At 72.8% G+C, this 22,543-nt stretch carries 10 protein-coding genes; 2 read left to right on the top strand and 8 right to left on the bottom strand.

The window, feature by feature from the left end; translation table 11 throughout:
- Window positions 1-127: 127 nt before the first annotated feature.
- Entirely contained in the window at window positions 128-901 is a 774-nt protein-coding gene (locus AB0L06_RS27925; protein ID WP_500234073.1) for an AfsR/SARP family transcriptional regulator, read from the top strand.
- Window positions 902-965: 64 nt separating this feature from the next.
- Here AB0L06_RS27925 and AB0L06_RS27920 read toward each other — a convergent pair whose 3' ends face one another.
- Together AB0L06_RS27920 and AB0L06_RS27915 are read right to left on the bottom strand one after the other, a co-directional pair.
- Window positions 966-1,700 carry a CHAP domain-containing protein gene (locus AB0L06_RS27920; RefSeq protein ID WP_500234072.1) on the bottom strand — a complete coding sequence of 245 codons (735 nt, stop codon included), beginning with the start codon at window positions 1,698-1,700 and terminating at the stop codon, window positions 966-968.
- Between the two features lie 257 nt (window positions 1,701-1,957).
- Window positions 1,958-2,662, bottom strand: a complete 705-nt coding sequence (locus AB0L06_RS27915) for a C39 family peptidase (RefSeq protein WP_500234071.1) — start codon at window positions 2,660-2,662, stop codon at window positions 1,958-1,960.
- Window positions 2,663-3,297: 635 nt separating this feature from the next.
- Here AB0L06_RS27915 and AB0L06_RS27910 point away from each other — a divergent pair.
- A complete protein-coding gene (locus AB0L06_RS27910) occupies window positions 3,298-3,765 on the top strand; it encodes a hypothetical protein (RefSeq protein WP_500234070.1) in 468 nt (155 codons plus the stop codon).
- Window positions 3,766-4,112: 347 nt separating this feature from the next.
- Here AB0L06_RS27910 and AB0L06_RS27905 read toward each other — a convergent pair whose 3' ends face one another.
- The 6 genes from AB0L06_RS27905 to AB0L06_RS27880 form a co-directional block, all read right to left on the bottom strand.
- On the bottom strand, window positions 4,113-5,000 hold the full coding sequence (locus tag AB0L06_RS27905) for an arylamine N-acetyltransferase family protein (protein WP_500234069.1): 888 nt from the start codon (window positions 4,998-5,000) through the stop codon (window positions 4,113-4,115).
- Window positions 4,997-5,995: a threonine ammonia-lyase gene (locus tag AB0L06_RS27900; RefSeq protein WP_500234068.1), complete on the bottom strand. Its 999-nt coding sequence runs from the start codon at window positions 5,993-5,995 to the stop codon at window positions 4,997-4,999. The genes AB0L06_RS27905 and AB0L06_RS27900 overlap by 4 nt, the downstream gene beginning before the upstream one ends.
- Before the next feature lie 4 nt (window positions 5,996-5,999).
- On the bottom strand, window positions 6,000-14,714 hold the full coding sequence (locus AB0L06_RS27895) for a non-ribosomal peptide synthetase/MFS transporter (RefSeq protein WP_500234067.1): 8,715 nt from the start codon (window positions 14,712-14,714) through the stop codon (window positions 6,000-6,002).
- Complete coding sequence (locus tag AB0L06_RS27890; protein ID WP_500234066.1) at window positions 14,711-16,747, bottom strand: non-ribosomal peptide synthetase; 2,037 nt, start codon at window positions 16,745-16,747, stop codon at window positions 14,711-14,713. The genes AB0L06_RS27895 and AB0L06_RS27890 overlap by 4 nt, the downstream gene beginning before the upstream one ends.
- Window positions 16,748-16,793: 46 nt before the next feature.
- The gene (locus AB0L06_RS27885) at window positions 16,794-20,186 is read right to left on the bottom strand and encodes an amino acid adenylation domain-containing protein (protein WP_500234065.1); all 3,393 of its coding nucleotides are present in this window, start codon (window positions 20,184-20,186) and stop codon (window positions 16,794-16,796) included.
- A 1,211-nt stretch (window positions 20,187-21,397) separates the two neighbouring features.
- Entirely contained in the window at window positions 21,398-22,234 is an 837-nt protein-coding gene (locus AB0L06_RS27880) for an alpha/beta fold hydrolase (protein ID WP_500234064.1), read from the bottom strand.
- Window positions 22,235-22,543 lie beyond the last annotated feature (309 nt).

The raw sequence follows: 22,543 nt of genomic DNA, 5'->3' as shown, positions 1-22,543 counted from the left end.
GCGCGAACCAGGTCGAGACGATTTTGTCCGGACCCGCTGACCAGGGATTTCGGACAAACCGGCGGCTGCCTAGACCTGGTCGTGGGGCGCCGCCGGAGCGCCCCGGGACCCATCGAGAGGGGAGCCGATGAGATACCGCGTGCTCGGGCCGCTGGACGTCCAGGGCCCGGAGGGGCCGGTGGCGCTGTCGCCCAAGCTCCGCGATCTGCTGGCGACGCTGCTGTGCCACGCGGGCCGCCCGGTCTCGCCGGGACGGCTGGCCGACGTGCTGTGGGCCGGGCGGCCGCCGGGCGCGGCCGCCGAGACGCTGCGCGGCTACGTCCACCATCTGCGGCGGGCGCTGGGCCCCGGCCGGCTGGCGTCCCACCCGGCCGGATACGTGCTGCACGTCGCCGCCGGGGAACTGGACGCCGCCGCGTTCACCGTCGCCGTCGGCCGGGGAAGGGACGCCTGGGCGGCGGGCCGCCCAGGCGAGGCTGCCGAGGCGTTCGAGACGGCGCTGGCACTGTGGCGCGGCGGCGCCGCCTACGAGGAGCAGGACCACCTGGCACCGGTCCACCAGGAGGCCCTGCGGCTGGGGGAACTGCGGTTGAGCGCGGTCGAGGAGTCCCTGGAGGCCCGGCTGGCCCTCGGCTGCGACGCCGACCTGGTCGGCAGGCTGCGGAACCTGGTGCGCCTGGCCCCGCTGTGCGAGCGCCCCCGCGCGCGGCTCGCAATGGCCCTCTACCGCACCGGCCGGACCGCCGAGGCCCTGGAGGTGTGCCGCCAAGGCCGCCACCTGCTGGCCGAGGAACTGGGCCTGGACCCCGGCCCGGAGCTGACGGCCCTGGAGGCGGCGATCCTGCGCCACGACCCGGCGCTGACGACGCACACCACGCCGGGCCTGATTCTGTCGGTCTGACCCCCCGATATGGACCGGCGGGCGCGCTACCCCGCGAAGCGCGCCCGCCGACGCCCGTCCGCCGCTACCTGGGCAGCATGTAGCCCACGATGTTGCGGTCGGACAGGTTGTAGGTGTTGGTGCGGATCGCCTGGCCCGAGGAGTTGCCCTCGACCGTGGCGATCTTCTTGGTCTTGTAGTCGGTGGCGACCACGATGCCGACGTGGTCGATGCCCCAGCCGCCGCTCCCCGGCTTGCCGCCGCCCCAGTCGAACATCACCGCGGACCCGACGACGGGCATCCGGCTGCCGGTGTAATAGCCCTTGCTCTTGTAGAGGCCCGCGGCATTGCCCGCCCGGTAGAACGACCCGGCGAACGTCGGGGCGAACTTGTCCTGCCAGGTCTTGTAGCCGCTCTCCTTGGGCAGCGGGCGCTTGGGGAACGCGCCCGCCTGCCGCCACACGTACCAGACGAAGTCGGCGCACCACTCGTTGGCGCGCCAGCCCTTGGTCGAGCAACCGCCGCTGCCGGACGTCTGCCAGTAGCCGCTGTAGAAGTTGCAGTTGTAGCGGCCCCTGTTGTTGGCCTTGTTGCGCGACTTGTCCTTCGCCTCGGCCCTGGCGCGGCTGGCGATGCGGGTGTAGACGTCGGGGCCGGGCGGCGGCATGAGCGCGGAGGCGGCCCGCACGGGGGACTGCGGGGCGGCGGGGGCGGCCGTGGCGGGCGCGGCCTGGAGAGCCAGCGCCGCCGCCGGAACGGCGGCCGCGACCGCGAGCACGCCGGTCAGACGGCGCGGGCGGGAGGGGGTGGACTGCTTCACGGAATGTCCTTTCATGGGCGTCTTCCAACGCCCGGTGGGAGGACGGATCGCAGGAGGAACGCCTGTTTCGGGCAGGTCGAAGCCGATGGCGGGCGATGCGCCGGGAGAAGACGGCACCAGCCGTCGTGGGGAGGGCTGCGGCGGTAGCCCGCCGGCAGGAACGCGGCGACGCGCGGCGGGCGCGGCGCGGCGGGCGCGGCGCGGTGGGCGCGGCGCGGCGCGGCGCGGTGTGGGACGCGTGCTGTCGCGGTCGCGCGTCAGCTCATGGTCGAGTAGTAGTGGTTCCCGTTACCCGTGTGGAGCATCGTGGCCAACCGCGTCATGTCGACCCAGTACTTCTGCGGGACCTTGCTGTAGTCCTTGTTGAGGCCGGACGCGGGGTCGGCGACGTACACCAAACCGGCCGTATAGCCGATGACGGTGATGTAGTGGTAGACCGTCCGGTTCGGGTAGGCACCGTGCAGCTTGAACGAGCGGGTGGACTTGATGTTCAACACCATCGCGCGCCGCTTGACGCCGACGGTCGTCACCATGTCCCGCATGAGCTGCCTCTTCTTCACGTCCAGGCGCGTGTTCGCGGGGAAGCCCCGGCTGAAGTAGGGGCGGCCGAACCCGCTGCGCTTCAACGCGTTGTTCATGGCCACCGTGGCGTAGGTGACGTCCTTGGTGCCCCACCCGCTGATCATGTCGTCGGCCAGGTGGGGCTGGGTGGCGGGCTGGCGGACCCAGCTCTTCAGGGCCATGCGCGCGGCGGCCGGACCGCACCACCACTCCTTCTGCTCGCGCTCCCAGGCGATGTTGAGGACCACCTTGCCGCCCGCCGCCCGCACCGCCGCCGGGGCGGCCGTGGCGGCCGGGGCGGCGGTGGCCGCCGGGGCGGCCAGGACGCCGCTCGCGACCGCGGCGCCCAGGATCCCGGCCGCCGTCTTCGCCAGGATCCGGGCCTGTGTGCCCTGCCCCATATCGAACCTCCTGTTTCGTCCCTGTTCGGATACTGATGACGATCGAGGCGGGGCATTGGAACGGCGTTGGAAGGGCGTTGGAAACGGGATCGGCGCCTGCCCGGGCCGCTGAACGAGCACCGGAACCCATCGCTGGACCGAACCGGCGGCGCAGAAGCGGGTCGGGCAGTCCACCTGCGAGCGACCACGGTCCAGCAGAAGCTCACGGCGAACTATGACTTGGCCGTCGACAACCAGGCCGCCGTCACCGCGGCCCTTGTCGGCCCGACGGCGCGGCCCGCCACATGCCAGCCGACGGCCCGCCGCTGCAGGCGCGCGCGCTGGAGCCACCAGCGGCGATGTGCGATCCCCGGGATCCTCGCCGAGGTACAAGTTCACGAAGCTGGTCGGCCAGACGCTGCCGCGCGGCCTGAGCGCTGGAGGAAGAGGAGGAGGGCATCGTCCCCGTCCAAGCGCAGCCCACCCGCGCCTGTCGCCGGGTGGCGACGCTTCCAAGATGTTCCACCAGCGGCTCAACGGCGGCGGAGGCTTGTGGACCATAGAGCTCGGCGTACCGGCCGGCTCGCGCCATCAGCTCGGAGTGCCTCGAACCCGGCGCAGCCCTAAACGGCGCCCCCGCCACCCCGGAAAACGGCTTGATCACCGTGCTGGCCGACGGCGGTGCGCACGTCTACACAGGAACCCACACCGGCGAGATCTCCGTGACCGTCGAACTCCATGACCAGCCGCCGCCACTTGATATCGACTACTGGCAGGACGTCGTCGAAGTCAGCGTGCCCGCACCGACCGGGCAACTGCGTGTCGGCGGACTTACCGCGGAAACCGAGACCGAATCTCTGCTGCCGTCGCTGAGCCACGCGGGGCCCGGAACCTACCGTCTGCGCGTTCACGCCAGAGGCCGAGACGGGGCCGCCTCGGCCGACGAAAGTCACGATGGGGAAGCCGCCGGGGAGTACGCAGACGACGACTCTGACGGCGCTGAGGACCACACCGACCCGACCGACGAGTTCCTGATCGCCGTTTGGCCTGCCCCCGAAGCGCCGGCGATTCACCACAGACTCACCGGTGCCTTCGGCGCGGAACTCCGAGCCGCCGCTCCCTGACCTCGGCCGAGCGCGACCACCGATGCCGCGTGGCGGCGTCGGCGGCCACCGCGTCGTCTTCGGCGAGGTGGCCGCAACGTTCGTCCTCGCGGACAGCCCCTGGTCTACAGGCTGCGCCGCTTCGGCTCCTGGTCCGCCCCTGAGCACCAGGAGGCGTCAGCCGATCGATCGCCGCCCCGCGACCCGAGGCCGCTCTCGACGTGTTCCCAGGCTTGCTGCCGCCGACCACGCGGGATCTGAAGGGGGCCGACCCCGAGCCGCGCGCCCGCAGAGGTCTGTGAGCGGTCGGCCCGGGTTTCGCGGACACCGTACCTGGGGTTTTGTGGGGCCGTTGGGCGACGCGTCGGCTATGCCGGCGACCGCGTCGCCTCCTGCTGCGCCGACCCCCTGTCGGCCCGGTCGGCGGGAGGCTGCGCGCGCCGCCACAGCGCGTCCTGCTCGACAGCGTCGAACCCGCCCAGGTCCAGGCCGAAGTACCCGGTCACACAGGCGAACCAGTCCTGGCGGGTTCGCAGCACGCTGTGGCGCCGACCGTCGGCGTCGATTCGGGTCAGCCGCACACCGCGCAGCACATCGACGCCGGCTGCGTCGCGGCGTTGCACGGTCAGGGTGCGGACGAAGCGCGAATCCACCGCGTTGGACAGCTCCTTGTGCATGGTCTCGAACACGTCCAGGGTGGTCGGCTCGGTGGTGAAGACCATCGACTCGAAGGACCGCACTCCCGGGTCATGCTCGAAGCGCCAGCCGATCGGACTTCGGTCCCACGGCGCGAAACGGTAGGCGAACGGGCCTTGCCGGTACCTCCCGGCCCGCAGGGGAAGGGGCTCGTGGAACGCGTCGCCGAGTCCGCCGTCCACCAGCCAGGAGCCGCCTTCGACCTCGACGGTGAGCGTCATGTGGTTCCCGGACAGCACCGGTGCGTCCGCGACATCCGCCTCCCGGGTGAAGCGCACGTCCGCCACGTGGCGCCGGACCCGGTAGCCGAGTGCGTCCAGCAGCGCGGCGAAGGCGCCGTTGATGTGGAAGCAATAGCCGCCGCGTCCGGAGACGATGCGCGCGACGGACTCCGCCGGGTCCAGCGTGGTCGGCCGGCCGAGCTGGATGTCGAGGTTCTCGTAGTACACGCGCTCGGCGTGGGCCCGCTGCAGGGCGAACAGGCCGTCCAGGGTCGGAGTCACCGGGGCGGGGACGTCCAGCCGCTTCAAGTACCCGGCGACGTCGATGAGCGTGTTCACAGGCTCCCCGCCCCAGCAACGTCGTGGCGGGCGGACTGCTTCGCCGCCACCGGCGGCCCTGCGACGGTGCCGCCGGACAGGATCGCCACGGCCGTCCCGGCCGGCAGTGCGTCACGCCGGAACAGGTACGCGGCGGCGGCGACCGCGCCGCTGGGTTCGGCCACCTGGCCGGTCGTCTGCCAGAGCACGGACATGGCCTCGGCGATGTCCTCCTCCTCGACCGTGACGATGTCATCGACCAGGGCCCTGATGTGGGGCCAGGCGGTCGGTCCGAGCACGGGTGCGCGCAGGCCGTCGGCCATCGTGCGGTAGGTCGACTCCACGGGCCAGCGGGTCCGGCGGCCCAGGCGCAGGCTCTCGGCGGCGTCGGCGGCCAGGGCCGGTTCCACGCCGACGACGCGGATCGAGGGGTCGGCCGCCTTCAGCGCCACGGCGACGCCGGCCAGCAGGCCGCCGTTGCACACCGGCGCCAGGACGACCCGCGCGTCCGGCAGGTCGCGCGCGATCTCGGCGCCGATCGTGCCGTGGCCAGCGATCACGGCGGGATCGTCCGAGGAGACCAGGACCGCGCCGTCGGTGGCGGCCAGGGCCAGCGCCGTCGCCTCCCGGTCGGCGGGCGGCACCACGATCACCTCGGCCCCCTGGGCCCGCGCCGCCTCGACCTTCAGCGGCGGCGCGGTGTCGGGCAGGACCACGGTGGCGCGCAGACCGTGGCGGCGCGCGGCGAACGCGACGGCCTGCGCGTGGTTCCCCGACGAGTGGGCGACCACGTGCGTGGTCCGGCCGCCCTCGGCCAGGAGCGTGACCGCGTTGACCGCGCCGCGCACCTTGAACGCCTTCGTGGGCTGCAGGTTCTCCGGTTTGATCCACAGCGGGCCGCCGGGCCGGTCCACGTCGGCCGGGATCAGGGCCGGGTGCCGGACGAACCGGCCGATGCGGGTGGCCGCGGCCGCGATGTCGGCGGCCGTCACGAGCCGCGGTTCGTCTATGGTCATGGTTCTACCTCGCCATCGTCAGATCGAGGCCGCCCTGTGCGGCGTCTAGGTCTTGCTGAACCGCGTCGAGGTCGGCCGCGATGGTGGCGCCGGGCACGGCGTCCGGGAGCGCGTCCTCCATCCGCCGCAGTGGCCTGTAGGCCAGTCCGAGGACCCCCCAGCCGATGAGGGCCAGGCCTGAGACGGCCAGCATCAACGCGACACCGCCGTGAGTGCCGTCCCCGACGACCCGGCCCACCGACCCGGCCAGCGGGCCGGAGCCGGAGACCAGGGGCTGGAAGACGTGCTCGGCCAGCGGGCCCGCGGTGAGGAAGCCCAGCGGCTGCATCAGCGTCGCGAGCATCATGTTCGCGGCCAGCACACGGCCCTGGAGCTCGTGGCCCACCTTGGTCTGGATGATCGACATCCAGTGCGCGTTGCCGACGCTCATGCAGGCCAGCCGGATCGCGAGGCCGACGGCCACCAGCGCCACCGACGGCCACAGGCCCATCAGGACCACGCCGGCCCCGGACCCGATCACGAACCCGACCATGCCGATCGCCCGGCGGCGCGTGCCGCCCCACATCACCACCGCCGCGGCGCCGGCGGCCGCGCCGAGGCCGCCGGCCGCGGTCACCGCGCCGAGCGCGGCCGGGCTGCCGATGGACAGGACCAGCGGCGGCACCGCCACCCACATCAGGGCCGTGAAGTAGTTGACGACCGCGAAGAACCCCGCCATCAGCGCCATCGGCCGGCGCCGGGCGATGAAGCGCCACCCGCCGGTGACGGCCGAGCGGAACGTCTCCTGCCGCTTGGCGAACAGCCGGTCCGGGAAGCGGACGGCGAGCAGCGTGGCGGCCCCGATCGCGAACGAGGCGACGTCGACCGCGACCACCCAGGTCAGGCCGAGCAGGGCGATCAGCGCGCCGCCGGCCAGCGGCCCGACGACCTGGCCCAGACCGGTGCCGGCCTGGGCCAGCGCGTTGGCCTGCGGCAGGTAGGGCTTGGGAACGAGCTGCGCGATCCCGGCGAGGTAGGCCGGGGTCCGGAAGGCGGCCGTGGCGGAGGTGACACCGACCACCAGGCACACGTTCCACAGCGCCAGTTCGTCGCGGGCCATCAGCAGCACCAGGGCCACCATCGCCAGGCCCGCGACCGCGTCGCAGGCCAGCATGATCCGCCGCCGGTCGAAGCGGTCGGCGAGCGCGCCGCCGGCCGGGCTCAGCAGGATGACGGGGATCTGGGCGAGCAGCACCACCATGGCCAGGTCGCCGACGCGGCCGCTGTGCTGGTAGGCCCACACGCCGAGGGCGAAGGAGCTCAGCGCATTGCCGATGGTCGACACCGTCTGGCCGGCCGCGACGGTGTAGAAGGCCCGCAGGCCCCGTCGGCGGGCCGCGCCGGTGACGGCCGCCTCGGTGGCGGTCGCCGCGGTCGTGTGGGCGATGATGCCGGCGGTCGCGGCGGCGGTCGTGCCCGGCGCGGACGGTCCGTCCGACCGGGCCGCCCAGTGCTCACAGCGGTCTGCGAGCAGGTCGGCGACCGCGGCGGCCTGATGGCGCAGGAAGTAGTGGCCGGCGGCCGGGATCGACGCCAGCTCGACCCGCTCGGCGAACGCGGTCCACTCGCCGTACCGCTCCTCGTAGAGCTCGGTGGCGCGGTCCTGTTCGCCGACCAGGCACAGGATCGGCGCGGCGATCCGCGGCATCCCGTCCTCGGCTGCGAGGATCCCGCCGAACCAGGCCTGCGCCTGCTCGGAGTCGTGGCGCATGGCGTGCAGGACGGTGTCCACGGTCGCGTCGTCGGTGTCGTCGGGCAGACCCCCGGTGGCCCGCAGGGTGTCGCGGAACAGCCGGTCGGACACCCGGCGCTCGCGCGGGAACCTCCGGTCCATCCACGCGGACAGCCGGCCGCCGAGTCGCGCCGCCGGGAAGCTTCCCGCGACGACGACGCCGAGCACCGGCCGGCCCCGCTCCTCCAGCCGCTGTGCCAGCGCCGTGGCCAGCGCGGAGCCGACGCAGTGCCCGTAGACGACGACCGGTCCGGTGACGGTCGCCTCCACCTCCGCGGTCAGCGTGTCGACCAGGTCGCCGATCGTCCGCAGCGGCTCCTCGGGCCGGGCCGGGTCGTGGCCGGGCAACTCGACGGCCTGGACGACGGCCCGGTCGCCGAGCGCTTCGGCGAGCGGCTTGAAGACCGCCGCCGAACCGCCGCCGTAGGGGACGCAGACGACGGTCGGCGGCACAGTGCCGGCGGACTGCTGCGGCGACGGGCCGCTCATGCGGTGAAGCAGGGGACGCGCGGCGTCGTCGGCGTCGCCGGATCGCTCCGACCGGTCGATGTGCGCGGCCAGGTCACGCGGGGTGGGGTGGCCGAACAGATCGATGAGCCGGACGCCGTGGCCGATGGCGCGGACGGCGCGCACCGCCGTGAACGAGCTCCCGCCGAGGGCGAAGAAGTCGTCGTCGACACCGATGTCGGGATGGTCGAGGACCTGGGCCCAGGCTTGGACGATGTGGTGTTCGGTGGGTGTGCTCGGCGGGGTCCTGACGCCTGTCGTCTCCGGTGTGGGGGCTGGGAGCGCTCCGCGGTCGATCTTGCCGTTGGGGTTCAGCGGCAGCCGGTCCAGGACGGTGATGGTGGCGGGGACCATGTAGTCGGGCAGATTCGCGCGCAGCGCGGCCCGCAACTCGGCTGGATCGGGAACCTGGCCTGTGGCCGGAACGATCCAGGCGGCCAGGCGCCGCTCGTGGCCCTCGCCGATGGGAAGTACCACTGCCTCCGACACCTGCGGCAAGCTCCTGAGGGCGGTGACGATCTCCCCGAGCTCGACCCGGTAGCCCCGGATCTTCACCTGATCATCGACCCGGCCCCGGAACTCCACCGTGCCGTCGGCCAGCACGCGCAGCAGGTCTCCGCTGCGGTAGCAGCGCTCACCGCTGCCGAGAGGGTCTTCGATGAAGCGTTCGGCGGTGCGTTCGGGATCGTTCAGGTAGCCGCGCGAGACGCCCGGCCCGCCGATGATCAGCTCCCCCGGGATTCCGGGCGCGACGGGACGGCCGAACCGGTCCACCAGGTAGCCGATCACTCCGGGAAGCGGACGGCCCAGAGGCACCACACCGTGGCGTCGTTCGATCGGGATCTCAGTGGTCTCGCACGTGAGCGAGATCATCGTGCTCTCGGTGTGCCCGTAATGGTTCTGCACCCGCAGATCCGGACGCGCCGCACCGATCCGGTCCACCAGCGACCACGGACAAGCCTCACCCGCGAGGATCAGCAGCCTGCCCGGAAGAACGGACCCAAGATCACCGTGCGCGGCCAGCAACTCCAGATGACTGGGCACGCACTTGAGCACATCGACCTTGTGCCGAACCAGGTACCCGGCGAACGCCGCCGGATCCATCGCCGTCTCCCGGTCAACAAGGTGCACCGTGCCGCCGGTCGTCAAAGCACCGAACACACACGTCAACCCGAAGTCCGCCGCAGGCGTCGACACCATCGCGAAAGAACCACCCGCGACCTCGGGCCCCAGACGCTGAAGAACGGCGTGCAAGTAGTTGAGGACGTTGCGGTGCTCGACGGCCACCCCCTTCGGGGCGCCGGTCGAACCGGAGGTGAACACCACATGGATCAGCTGATCCGGACGGGTATCGGGTTCCGGACGTGTCGCCGGCCACTCGTCGACCCCGCCGGCGTCCAGCTGGACGACCACGTGGTGGGGCTCCCAGGTGTGGCGGTCTGCGACGTCCCGGCAGGTGAGCACCACCGATGCGCCGGCGGCGGCGAGCATCGTGTGGATCCGGCCCGTGGGATACGTCGTGTCGAACGGCAGATACGCGCCACCCGACTTCATGATCCCCAACAACGCACACGCCAGATCAGCACCGGATTCCAGCAGCACGCCCACCGGCTGATCCGGACCCACCCCCGCAGCCCGCAAACGATGCGCGATCCGATTCGCCCGAGCCTCCAACTCCCCGAACGTCAGATCACCATCCGCCGCCACCACCGCAACCGCATCAGGAGTCTGATCGGCCCAGCGTTCAATGAGGCCCGGCAGCGGAACGTCCCCGGCGGGGAGCCGCGGCCCCCCGGACAGCGCCGGTCCGGTCACGGGTTCCAGGGCCACGGCGCCGACCGGCGCGTCCAGATCGGCCAGGACGCCTTCCAGCAGGGACACGTACCAGCCGACGGCCCGCTCGGCCGTCGCAGCGTCGAACAGATCGGCGCGGTAGGTCAGCTCGCCGAGATAGGCGTCCCCCGTGTTGACCAGCGCCAGGGTCAGATCGAACTTGACCGAGGCCGTGCCCCGCTCCAGCTGCTCCACGGCCAACCCGGGCAGGGTCGGCGCGGCGGCCGGGCTGTCCAGCACGTTGAGCATGACCTGGAACAGCGGGGTGGCCGCCAGCGACCGCTCCGGCTGAAGCCGCTCGACGATCTGTTCCAGCGGCGCGTGCGGGTGGCCGAGCGCGTCCAGGACCTGTCCGCGGGCCCGGGCCAGCAGCTCACGACCGGTGGGATCACCAGCCAGATCGCCGCGCATCACCAGAGTGTTGATGAAGCAGCCGACCACACCCTCCATATCGGGATGGTGACGCCCGGACTCCGGCACACCGACCGCGACGTCCTCAACCCCGGCCCAACGACCCAACAGCGCCTGCCACACACCCAGCAACACCATGAACGGCGTACAACCCGCCTCCGCCGCCACCGCACGCAACCGCGCGGTCAATGCGGCCGGAAGGTTCACGGGCACAGCGCCGCCGGCGACCCCGGCGACCGCCGGCCGAGGCCGGTCGGTCGGCAGGTCCAGCGTCGGTGCGAGCCCGGCCAGCCGTTCCGTCCACCAGTCCAGGTCCGTCTCGCCCGGCGCGTCCGATCGGGCAGCCTCCCATTCCACCACGTCCGCGTATTGCAGCCGCGGGGCGTCGGGAGCCGGCTCCGAGCCCGACCGGGCCCGGTAGAGCTGCGCCAGTTCCTCGCCGATCAGGCCTCGCGACCAGTTGTCCGTGGCGATGTGGTGGAACGTCAGGGCCAGCACGTGCTCGTCGTCGCCGAGCCGGAACAGGACTCCCCGCATCGGCGGCTCGGCGCCCAGGTCGAACGGACGTCGTGACTGCTCCGCCAGCCTTCGCTCGAGGCGGTCCGCGTCCGCCGCCCCGGCGAGGTCTTCGACGGCGAAGGGGATCGAGTCGGCCGGGAGGACCGAGGCCACCGGGTCTCCGCCGTCGTCCACGAAGACGGTCCGCAGCACCTCGTGCCGCTCGGCGATGTCCCGCACCGCTTCGGACAGCGCGTCCACGGCCAGGGGCCCGGTCAGCCGCAGGACCATGTCCACGTTGTAGGCGGCGCTGTCCGGGTCGAGCTGTGCGAGCAGCCACAGCCGCGCCTGCGTCGGCGACAGCCTGCCGGTGGCGGCCGCGGCGGAGCGCGGGCCGATCTCATCGGCGGCCGGGTCGGCGGCGACTGGATCGGCGCGGCCGGCATCGCCGGCCGGGCCCGGACCGTCCGCCGCCACCGTGCCGTCGAGCGCCGCCGCCAGATCGGCCAGGACCGGACGCTCGAACAGCAGCCGGAGCGGGATCGTCCGCCCCAGGGCCTTCGAGAGGCGGCCGACGACGCGCGCCGCCGTGAACGAGTGTCCACCGAGGGCGAAGAAGTCGTCTTCCACGCCGATCGTCGCCGTCTGAGCCGCTTCCAGAACGGCGGCCCAGGCTTGGGCGATGTGGTGTTCGGTGGGTGTGCTCGGCAGGGTCTTGACCCCTGTCGTCTCCGGTGCGGGAGCCGGGAGCGCGGCGCGGTCGATCTTGCCGTTGGGGTTCAGCGGCAACCGGTCCAGGACCGTGACGGCGGCGGGGACCATGTAGTCGGGCAGACTCGCCCGCAGCGCCGCCCGCAACACCGCCGGATCCAGAACCTGACCCGCGGCCGGAACGATCCAAGCGGCCAAACGCCGCTCATGGCCCTCACCAACAGGAAGGACCACCGCCTCCGACACCTGCGGCAGAGCCCTGAGAGCAGTGACGATCTCCCCGAGCTCGACCCGGTAACCCCGGATCTTCACCTGATCGTCGACCCGGCCCCGGAACTCCACCGAGCCATCGCCCAACACACGCAACAAGTCCCCGCTGCGGTAACAGCGCTCCCCGCTGCCCAGGGGGTCTTCGACGAAGCGTTCGGCAGTGCGCTCAGGATCGTTCAGGTAGCCGCGCGAAACGCCCGGCCCGCCAATGACCAGCTCCCCCGGGATTCCCGGCGGGACCGGGCGGCCGAACCGGTCCACCAGGTAACCGATCACTCCAGGAAGCGGACGCCCCAGGGACACCACACCATGACGCTGTTCGATCGGGATCTCAGTGGTCTCGCACGTGAGCGAGATCATCGTGCTCTCGGTGTGCCCGTAGTGGTTCTGCACCCGCAGGTCAGGACGCACTGCACCGATCCGGTCCACCAGCGACCACGGACAGGCCTCACCGGCAAGGATCAGCAGCCTGCCCGGAAGGACCGACGCCAGATCACCGTGCGCGGCCAGCAACTCCAGATGACTGGGCACGCACTTGAGCACATCGACCTTGTGCCGAACCAGATACCCGGCGAACGCCGCCGGATCCATCGCCGTCTCCCGATCGACAAGATGCACCGTGCCGCCGGTCGTCAAAGCACCGAACACACACGTCAACCCGAAGTCCGCCGCAGGCGTCGACACCATCGCAAAGGAACCACCCGCGACCTCGTCGCCGAGTCGGTCGAGGATGCCCGACAGGTAGTTCATGACGTTGCGGTGCTCGACGGCCACCCCCTTCGGGGCGCCGGTCGAACCGGAGGTGAACACCACGTGGATCAGCTGATCCGGACGGACGTCGATGTCGGGACAGGTGTCCGGCCAGGCTTCCAGCTCGCCGGGCACGTCCAGGGGTACGGAGACGTAGTCGGGTTCGATGGCGCTGCGCAGGGCGGCTTCGCGCGTGGTCACCACGACCTTGGCGCCGGCGGCGGCGAGCATCGTGTGGATCCGGCCCGTGGGATACGTCGTGTCGAACGGCAGATACGCACCACCCGACTTCATGACCCCCAACAACGCACACGCCAGATCAGCACCGGACTCCAGCAGCACGCCCACCGGCTGATCCGGACCCACCCCCGCAGCCCGCAAACGATGCGCGATCCGATTCGCCCGAGCCTCCAACTCCCCGAACGTCAGATCACCATCCGCGGCCACCACCGCAACCGCGTCAGGAGTCTTCATCGCCCAGTCCTCGAACCGGACGTGCACGGGACGGGGGTCGATTCCCTCAGGGCTCGGCCCGGCCAGCAGCGGACCGGCGACGGGTTCCAGGGCCACCGCGCCGACCGGCGCGTCCAGGTCGGCCAGCACGCCTTCCAGCAGGGACACATACCAGCCGACGGCCCGCTCGGCCGTCGCGGCGTCGAACAGATCAGCGCGGTAGGTCAGCTGGCCCCGGTATTCGTCCCCCGCGTTGGCCAAGTCGAGCGTCAGGTCGAACTTCACGGACTGCGTGGCCGGCAGCAGCAGTTCGGCGTCCATGCCCGCGAAGGCGGGCACGGCGACCGGGGTCTCCAGCACGTTCAGCATGACCTGGAAGACCGGGGCCCCGGCCAGGGACCGTTCGGACCCCAGCCGCTCGACGATCCGCTCCAAGGGCGCCCGTGCGTGGCCGAGCGCGTCCAGGACCTGTCCGCGGGCCCGGGCCAGCAGCTCACGACCAGTGGGATCACCAGCCAGATCGCCGCGCATCACCAGGGTATTGATGAAGCAGCCGACCACACCCTCCATATCGGGATGGTGACGCCCGGACTCCGGCACGCCCACCGCGACGTCCTCAACCCCGGCCCAACGACCCAACAGCGCCTGCCACACACCCAGCAACACCATGAACGGCGTACAACCCGCCTCCGCCGCCACCGCACGCAACCGCGCGGTCAGCGCCGGCGGCACCGTGATCGGCACGCCGGCCCCGGCGACGTCGGCCACCGGGGGCCGCGGCCGGTCCGTGGGCACGTCCAGCAGCGGCGGCAGCCCGGCCAGCCGGGCCGCCCACCAGTCCAGGTCCGCGTCGGCGGACGCGTCGGCGCGGTCCGCCTCCCACTGCGCGATGTCCGCGTATTGCAGGCGCGGGGCGTCGGGGACCGGCGCCGAACGGGTCCGGGCGGCGTAGCCGGCGGCGATGTCGGCGAGGACCGCCGGGACCGAACCGGCGTCGACGACGATGTGGTGGAACGCCAGGGCCAGGACATGCTCGTCGTCGGCGGTCCGCAGGAGGGTCGCCCGCATCGGCGGCTCGATGTCGACCGCGAACGGCTTCGCCGCCTCGGCGTCGAGCTCGCGGTCGAGGTCCACGCGGGCCACGTCCCGGCGGAGGAAGGGCACCGATCCGGGCGGGAGCACCCGCAGGGCCGGTTCGCCGTCGCGCTCCTCGAACACGGTGCGGAGCACCTCATGGCGGGACACCGTGCCGCGGACCGCGTCCTCCAGGGCGGCCGCGTCCACGGGTCCGGTGAGACGCACGAACACCGGCGCGTTGTAGGCGGGGCTGTCGGGTTCCAGCCGCCACAGGAACCAGAGCCGGGCCTGCGCGAGTGAAGGACGGCCCGGACCCTGGTCGGCGGTGCGGGCCGGGATGGCGGCCGGACGGTCGGCGGCGGCGCGCCGGGCGGCGGCGAACCTGCTGCGGACCGCTTCGCCGCGGGCGGCGGCCGTGGTGGTCGCGTCGCCGGTCATCGCGCCGGCTCCGTGACGCGCGCGTCCGCCGGGGACGCCGCGGCGTCCGACGCGAGCAGCTGCTCCACCTGCTCGGCGAAGTCGGCCAGGACCGGGTGGTCGAACAGTGTGCGCACCTCGAACGGGTACTCCAGCGCCTCGGTCAGCCGGCCCACGACGCGGATCGCGGCCAGGGAGTCGCCGCCGAGGACGAAGAACTCGTCGTCGCGCCAGACCTGGGCGACGGCCAGAACCTCCTGCCACACCTCGGCGATGAACAGTTCTGCTTCGGTATCGGGAGGGCTGTGGTCCGCGCGCGCCGGCGCGTGCGGTTCGGGCAGCGCCGCGCGGTCCACCTTGCCGCTGGGCATCAGCGGCATCGCGTCCAGCCGGACCCACACGCGCGGCACCATGTAGGAGGGCAGGGTCTCGCGCAGCCCGGCCTCGATCGCCGCGGTGTCCGCTTCGGACCAGCCGCCCGCGCCGGCCGCGGCCTGCGGCACCACATAGCCGACGAGCCGCTCCCGGTCCTCGCCGCCGCGCACGACCACCGCGCCGTGCGCCACCGCCGGCTGCGCCAGCAGCGCGGCCTCGATCTCGCCGAGTTCGACCCGCCGTCCGCCGATCTTCACCTGGTCGTCGGCGCGGCCGATGAACTCCAGCAGTCCGTCGGGGGTCCACCGCGCCAGATCGCCGGTGCGGTAGCACCGGCCGCCGGCGACGAACGGATCGTCGACGAACACCGAGTCCGTCAAGTCGGGGCGACCGCGATAGCCGCGTGCCACGCCCGCGCCGCCGATCACCAGCTCGCCGACGACCCCGGGCGGCACGAGCCCGCCGTCCGGACCCGTCACGTAGACGTGCTCGCCGGCCGTGGCCCGGCCGATCGGCACACCGGCGGCCCCGGCTTCCAAGTCGGCCGCCGATACCCGGTGCGCCACGGAGTACGCGGTCGCCTCGGTCGGCCCGTACTCGTTCCACAGCTCGGCGACAAGCGGCAGCAGCGCGCGGGCCAGGACCGGGTCCAGGGCCTCCCCGCCGGCCCGGGCCTTCATCAGGGGGCTGCCACGCCACCCCGCGGCCAACAGCATCCGCAGGCTGGTCGGAGTCAGGGCCATGGTGGTCACGCCGGCGGAGTCGATCCGGCCGGCGAGCGCGAAGCCGTCCGCCGCGCACGCGCGGTCCACGACGACGCAGCGTCCGCCGACGGCCAGCGGCGGCCAGATCTCCGGCACCGACATGTCGAAGGTCAGCGAGGCCGCCGCCAGGACGGCGTCGTCGGCGCTCAGGCCGAGCTGGAGCGCGGTGGCGGAGGCCAGGGCCGCCACGTTGGCGTGCGTCACCTCGACGCCCTTGGGCCTGCCGGTCGAGCCGGAGGTGTAGAGCACGTAGGCGAGGTCCTCCGGCGACGGAAGCGGCGTGCGGGACGGGTCCGGCTGCTCCAGCCTCTCCGGCTGCTCTGGCCGCTCCGGCTGCCCGGACAGTTCACGCAGGTCGACCAGCGGAACGGTGACGTGGCCGCGCAGCACGTCGGCGCCGTCGCCGCCGCAGACCACCGCAGCCGCCCCGGCGTCCTCGACGATCCACCGTGACCGCTCCGCCGGGGACTCCGGATCCAGCGGCACGTACGCCGCTTCGGCGAGCCAGACTCCGAGAAGCGTCGCGGGCAGGTACTCGTCGCGCGGAAGGTGGACGCCGACCACCGAGCCCGGTCCGGTGCCGACGGCGGCGAGCGCCGCGGCGACCCGCCGTGCGTACCGGACCGTCTCGGCGAAGGAGAGCCGGCCGCCGGGACCCTCCGCGGCCACCGCGCCGGGGCGGGAGCGGGCCTGTTCCAGCACCGCTTCCGGCACAGTCCGCCAAGCGTCCTGGGGCAGCGAGGGGCCCCGCCCCCAGGCGATCTGGGGCGGTGGCACCGTGCCGGGCCGATCTGACGCGCCAGACGCACCGGACGATTCCGTGGAGCCGGCCAGCCCGCGCAGCGCCGCGGCGGCACGGTCCTCCAGCAGCGCGCGCAGCCCTCCGTCGCCGGGGTACGCAGAAGTCTGACTCATGCGTCGTTCCTGTCTGTGGGGTGTTTGTTCGGTGGTCCCGTGGTTCTCAGGCGCGGGACAGGTGTTCCAGGGCGATCCGTTCGACCTCGACGCAGAAGCGGTCGAGTGTCGGATGCCCGGTGAGGACGTGCGCGGGGATCGGGCAGCCGAGGGCGCCCGCCAGCCGTGCCGTCACCCGGGCCGCCGCCGCGGCGTCGCCGCCGCGCGCGAAGAAGTCGCCGTGCCGCCCGGCGGGCTGCACGTCGCCGAGCTCGTCGGCCCACAGGGCGGCGACGAGTTCGGCCACTGCCGATCCGGGCCCGCCGGCCGGCTCCGGCGCGGCGCCGGCCGGTTCGGCACCGGCCGGTTCGGCCAGGAGGTCGAGCAGCTCCTCCGCCAGGGCTTCGACGTCGGAATCCGTGAAACTGTCGACGTCGTATTCGATCTGGAGCTCGGGGCCCTCGGCCGTGGCGTTGACGAACACCGACAGCGGGTTGCGGGTGCCGCCGCTGCCGACCTCTCCGGCCATCTCGACCCGGACCCCGTCGCGGCGCACGACGACCGGCAGGTCGGCGGGCTGCAGGGAGATCACGACCGGGGTCGGCGACATCCCGCGCCGCCGCCGGGCTCCGAAGAGCCCGGCGAGTTCGGGGCCGGGCAGGCCCTGGTGGTCCAGCGCGCGAACGACCGCGCGGTCGACCTCCCCGGCCAGCGCCGCGAACGCCCCGGACGGCCCAGTCGGCCCGGCGGGCCGGCGGAACCGGAGCGGCAGGACGTCGGCCAGCGGGCCGACCAGGCCTGCGGTGTCGGGATGCGACCGGGAGGCGACCGCCATGCCGAGCAGCACGTCGGCCGCGCCGGTGCGGCGGCCGACGATCTCGCCGAGCGCGGCGGCGTACACGGCGAACGGCGACACGCCGTGCCGCGCCGCGAAGTCCGAGACCGCCGCGGCCGTCGTCCGGTCCAGCGGCCGGGTCAGCCGCTCGCCGCGGAAGGCGGCCAGGCCGTCCCCGCCGCGGCGGGTGGCCAGCGCGTACGGCGGCTCGGCGCCGGCCAGTTCCCGGGCCCAGAACGCGCGGAGCCCCTCGGCGCGCTCCGTGAGCTCCGCCAGCGCGAGTTCGTGCACGGCGATGTCGCCCATCTGGACGGCCGGCTCGGGGATCACCTCATCGGCCGAACCGCCGCACAGCTCGGCCGCGACACCGTCGGCCAGCGCCGTCATCACCACCGCGCAGGAGGCCCCGTCGAAGACGAGGTGGTCGGTCACGAGGACCACCTCGACGGTCCGCTCGTCGAGCCGGAGCGCCAGGGCGCGCAGCAGCGGCGTCTCCTCGGCGAGGTCGAAGGTGTGCGCGGCGGCCGCTCGGGCCAGGGCCTCGGCGCGCTCGGCGCGGTCCAGCGGTGACAGGGTCCTGAGATCGTGCTCGGCGACCGGCACCGTCCCGGCGGGCCGGACGAGCGCGACCGGCTCCCCGCCGGACGTCCGCACCACGCTCCGCAGCACTTCGTGGCGCAGCACCAGGGCGTCCAGCACGGCGCCGAGCGCCGGGGCCGGGCCGGCGTCCGGCCACGCGGCGTCCAGCCGGAACCGGGAGGCGACCGTGGTCGCCGGTGCGGCGTCCCCGACCTGTCGCAGGGCCCACAGCTGCCGCTGCACGCCGGTGAGCGGATGGCTGCGGCGCTCCGGGTCGCGGACCAGGGCCGGTCCGGCCTCGGCGCGCGGGCCGGCGTCGACGGCCGCCGCCACGGCGCGCACGGTCGCGGCCGCGAGGAACGCCGCGAGGGAGACCGCCGCGCCGAACTCGCGGGTGATCAGGGCACAGATCCGCGCGGCGGCCAGTGAGTGTCCGCCCAGGTCGCCGAACCGGTCGTCGGCGCCGACGGTCCCGGGGTCCAGGCCGAGGACGGCGGACCACAGGGCGGCCAGGCGCTGCTCCGTCGGCGTCGCCGGGGCGGCGAAGGCGACGTCCAGCTCGGGGCGGGAGCCGCCGGGGGCGGGCAGCGCCGCGCGGTCGATCTTGCCGTTCGGGGTCAGCGGGAACGCGTCGAGCCGCACCAGGATCGAGGGCACCAGGTGTTCGGGGAGTCCGGCGGCGAGCGCGCGGCGCAGGGCCGGGCCCGAGGCCGCGGGGCCGGCGGAGTCGGTGATGTAGTAGCCGACGAGGCGGCGGTCCCCCGGGACGTCCTCGCGGACCTCCACGGCGCACGCGGTCACCCCGGGCAGCCGGCCCAGCGCGGCCTCGACCTCCCCGGGCTCGATGCGGAAGCCGCGGACCTTGGCCTGCCGGTCCAGGCGTCCCAGGTACTCCACCGCGCCGTCGGGACGCCTGCGCACGAGGTCCCCGGTGCGGTAGAAGCGCTGCGGGCCGCCGCCTTCGAGGACCAGCGGCAGGAACTTCTCCTCACTCAGCTCGGGCCGGTGGAGATAGCCGCGCGCCACGCCGGCGCCGGCGATCAGCAACTCCCCGGGGTCCTCGTCCCCGACCGGGGCCAGCCCTTCGTCGACGACGCACAGCCGGGTGCCGGCGATCGGACGGCCGATCGGGATCGCCGAGCCCCGCGTGTCGGCGGCCGTGACCCGGTGGACCACCGAGATGAGCGTGGTCTCCGTGGGCCCGTACATGTTCCACACCTCGGCGGTGCAGCCGAGGAGCCGCTCGGCCAGCTCGGGCGGGAACGCCTCGCCGCCGCACACCGCCCGCAGCCCCGCGCGGCCGGTCCAGCCGGCCTCGAACAGCGTCCGCCACGTCGTCGGCGAGGCGTTCAGCAGCGTGATCCCGGCCCGGTCCAGGACGCCCGCGAGCAGCGCGCCGTCGGCCGCGGTGGCGCGGTCGGCGAGCACCACCGCCGCGCCGGCGGCCAGCGGGACGAAGAGCTCGAAGGCCGCCACGTCGAAGGAGAGCGAGCAGACGGCGAGGAGCCGGTCGCCGGGGCCGACTCCGAGCTCTGACCCCAGGGCCGTGATGACGTTGACGATGGACCGGTGCTCGACGAGGACGCCCTTGGGGGTGCCGGTCGATCCGGAGGTGTGGATGACGTAGGCGAGGTCCGCGGGCGACGCCGCCGGTTCCGGGCGGTCCTCCGGCAGCGCCGCCAGCGACGGCTCGCCGGCGTCGAGGCTGAGCCGGACGGGGACCTCCGGGAACCGGTCGGCGAGATCGCGCTGGGTGAGCAGGACGGCGATCCCGGTGTCGGCGGCGATGAACGCCAGCCGGGCGGCGGGATAGGCGGGGTCCAGGGGCACGTAGGCGCCGCCCGCCTTCAGCACCGCCAGCAGCGCCACGACCATGTCGAGCGACCGGTCCGTGCACACTCCCACGAACGTGTCCGGACCGACGCCGCGCGCGCGCAGCCAGTGGGCCACCTGATTGGCCCGGCGGTCGAGCTCGCCGTAGCCGAGGACCCGGCCCTCGCACACCACTGCGACGGCGTCGGGGGTGGCGTCGGCGCGGGACTCCACCAGTTCATGGAGGCAGTGCCCTACGGTTCCCGATCTCGTTCCGGTGCTACCGGCCGGCGTGGAAGAAGCGGCTCCCACCTGCTGGTACGCGGTCATTCAGCCTCGATCTCGCGGGGTGTGCGACGCAAGCTTTCCGGGGGGAGCGGTAGGGGTACCACCATCTAGGCGAGGCGTCATGAGCAAACCTGTGTGGCCCGCCCGATGCGGACACTAATCAAGATCGTCTTCAGCGTTCGCGCTCGTCGGCCCCTTCGCACGCATGATCAAGAGATTCCGCACGCATCGGCAAGAACCCCTGCACGCCGCCCGTACAGCCCGGCCCGGTGCATGGACCTGCTGCTGATCACCGGCAGCCCCCTCGGACCCGCCAGCGCCCTGGTCGAAAAGGCCCGACTCGACCAGCACCCCGACTGACGCCGGTAGTAGTGATCGCTGGTCAGGGCGAACCAGATCTCGGGCTCGGCGACGCCCGACTGGCCCCTGAGCGCGCCGAGATGACCGGTCCCCCACTCGGCGTGCCATCGATGCCCCGAAGTTCGGACTGGAGCCGTTCTTCGCCCGGCGTCATGCTCGCCCAGAGTTCGAGCGGCTCCTGATTCAGCACGGCGGTCTCCAGGCCCTGCGGTACAAGGCCGACAAGGAGAATTGGTGCGAGCCGAAAAAGGACGAGCCGGACGCGCCGCGGTGGAAGTGCCGTCCGTTCACGCCGTCCCAGCCGAGGCAGCCCGACGCGACCGTGATCGAGATCCACGTGTGGCACCCGAACATCACTTGGGGAGGCGCCACCGCCAAGGCGAGTGAGGATTTCGCCAATATGAAGCGGGACCATCCCGGCGCCAAGTCTTGGAGACGGGCCAGGCTGCAGGACCGCGCAGCGGGTCGCCTCCGAGCTGACCGCCGCCCTCGACCGGCTTCGCCACTGAGTACAGCGGCGCCGGGGTACGGGCGGCCTGTGTCCCCATCGCCCCGCCCGGTTCCGCCGAGCTGGAACGCCACCCGGAAAGTGGCGTTCGCCCCCGTGCTCGGCTCGTCCAAGACCGGTCTTCTGGTGACCTGGCCGGACTGGTGGATGACCGGAGTTGAGAGGGAAGGCAGAGCCGGCCCGTACCCCGGTCGACCTGTCGTTGCGGTCCGGCGGATGGAACGACGGACCGGTGAAGCTCCCGGTGGACGGGTTCAGGCCCGCCCGCCCCGGCGGGCCCGGGCCCGGGTCACTTCCGCAGGAAGGTGAGGAGAGCCTCGTTGACCTCGTCCGCGTGGGTCCACAGCAGCCCGTGCGGGGCGCCCTCGATCTCCACGTAGTCGGCGGACGGCAGGGCCTTGTGGAAGGGGCGGCCGGTTCCGTCGATGGGCAGGATCCGGTCGGCGGTGCCGTGCAGGATCAGCGCCGGAACGTTGACGGCCGGGATGTCCTTCCGGAAGTCGGTGTACCAGGTGGACGGCGCGGCGGACGCCGCGAAGAAACCGCCGGCGGCGGCCACGTCCCAGCTGTGGCGGACCGCTTCCTCGCTGATCCGGGTGCCGAGGTTCTCGTCCAGGTTGTAGAAGTCCTGGTAGAAGGCGGTGTAGTAGGCGTAGCGGTCCGCCTTCACCGCGGCGACGATGCCGTCGAAGAACTCCTTGGGGGCGACCCCGTCGGGGTTGTCGCCGGTCTTGAGCAGGCAGGGCTCGAGGGAGGCCAGGAAGGCGACCTTGGCGATCCGGGCGGTGCCGTAGGCGGACACGTACCGGGCGACCTCACCGGTGCCCATCGAGAAGCCGACCAGAACGGCGTCACGCAGGTCGAGGGTCTCCAGCACGGTGTTCAGGTCGGCCGCGAAGGTGTCGTAGTCGTACCCGGTCGTCGGCTGGCTCGACTGTCCGAAGCCGCGGCGGTCGTAGGTGATCACGCGGTAGCCGGCGTCCAGGAGGACGGCGCTCTGTCGCTCCCAGGAGTGTCCGTCGAGCGGGAAGCCGTGGATGAGGACGACCGGCTGTCCGGCCCCGTGGTCCTCGTAGTAGAGGTCGATGTTGGTGCTGTTTTCCTGACCCACGGTGATGTAAGGCATGGTCTTTCCTTTTGTCTGTGTGACTGGTGCGCGCAGGGCGCCGTTCCGGCTCGATGAGGCGGGCGCCCTGTGGAACATCGGCCCGTCGGCGGGATGATCAGGCGTTCCCGGCATCCCCCCGAGGCGATGGCATCACGCTAAAGCGGGCGACCTGCCCCGAGTTGTTTCCGAGTGCATCGCCTCTTGCCTGGAAGTGCCAGGAGGACCCGACCTGGGCGCCCTCGGCAGGAGTGCACGGAGGGGCAAGTAAAATGCGCACTCAGGGACAAATCCCCCAGCAGCACATCACTTCCCTGCAGTCGCTTCGCA

It is taken from the genome of Spirillospora sp. NPDC052269, assembly GCF_040679435.1.
Taxonomy (GTDB): domain Bacteria; phylum Actinomycetota; class Actinomycetes; order Streptosporangiales; family Streptosporangiaceae; genus Spirillospora.
Note: the sequence above shows the minus strand (reverse complement) of the source record. Positions and strands in the feature narration are given on the sequence as shown.

Coding starts and splice junctions, on each gene's coding strand:
- AB0L06_RS27925 (WP_500234073.1), top strand. CDS start 128: ATGAGATACCGCGTGCTCGGGCCGCTGGACGTCCAGGGCCCGGAGGGG.
- AB0L06_RS27915 (WP_500234071.1), bottom strand. CDS start 2,662: ATGGGGCAGGGCACACAGGCCCGGATCCTGGCGAAGACGGCGGCCGGG.
- AB0L06_RS27900 (WP_500234068.1), bottom strand. CDS start 5,995: ATGACCATAGACGAACCGCGGCTCGTGACGGCCGCCGACATCGCGGCC.
- AB0L06_RS27895 (WP_500234067.1), bottom strand. CDS start 14,714: ATGACCGGCGACGCGACCACCACGGCCGCCGCCCGCGGCGAAGCGGTC.
- AB0L06_RS27890 (WP_500234066.1), bottom strand. CDS start 16,747: ATGAGTCAGACTTCTGCGTACCCCGGCGACGGAGGGCTGCGCGCGCTG.
- AB0L06_RS27880 (WP_500234064.1), bottom strand. CDS start 22,234: ATGCCTTACATCACCGTGGGTCAGGAAAACAGCACCAACATCGACCTC.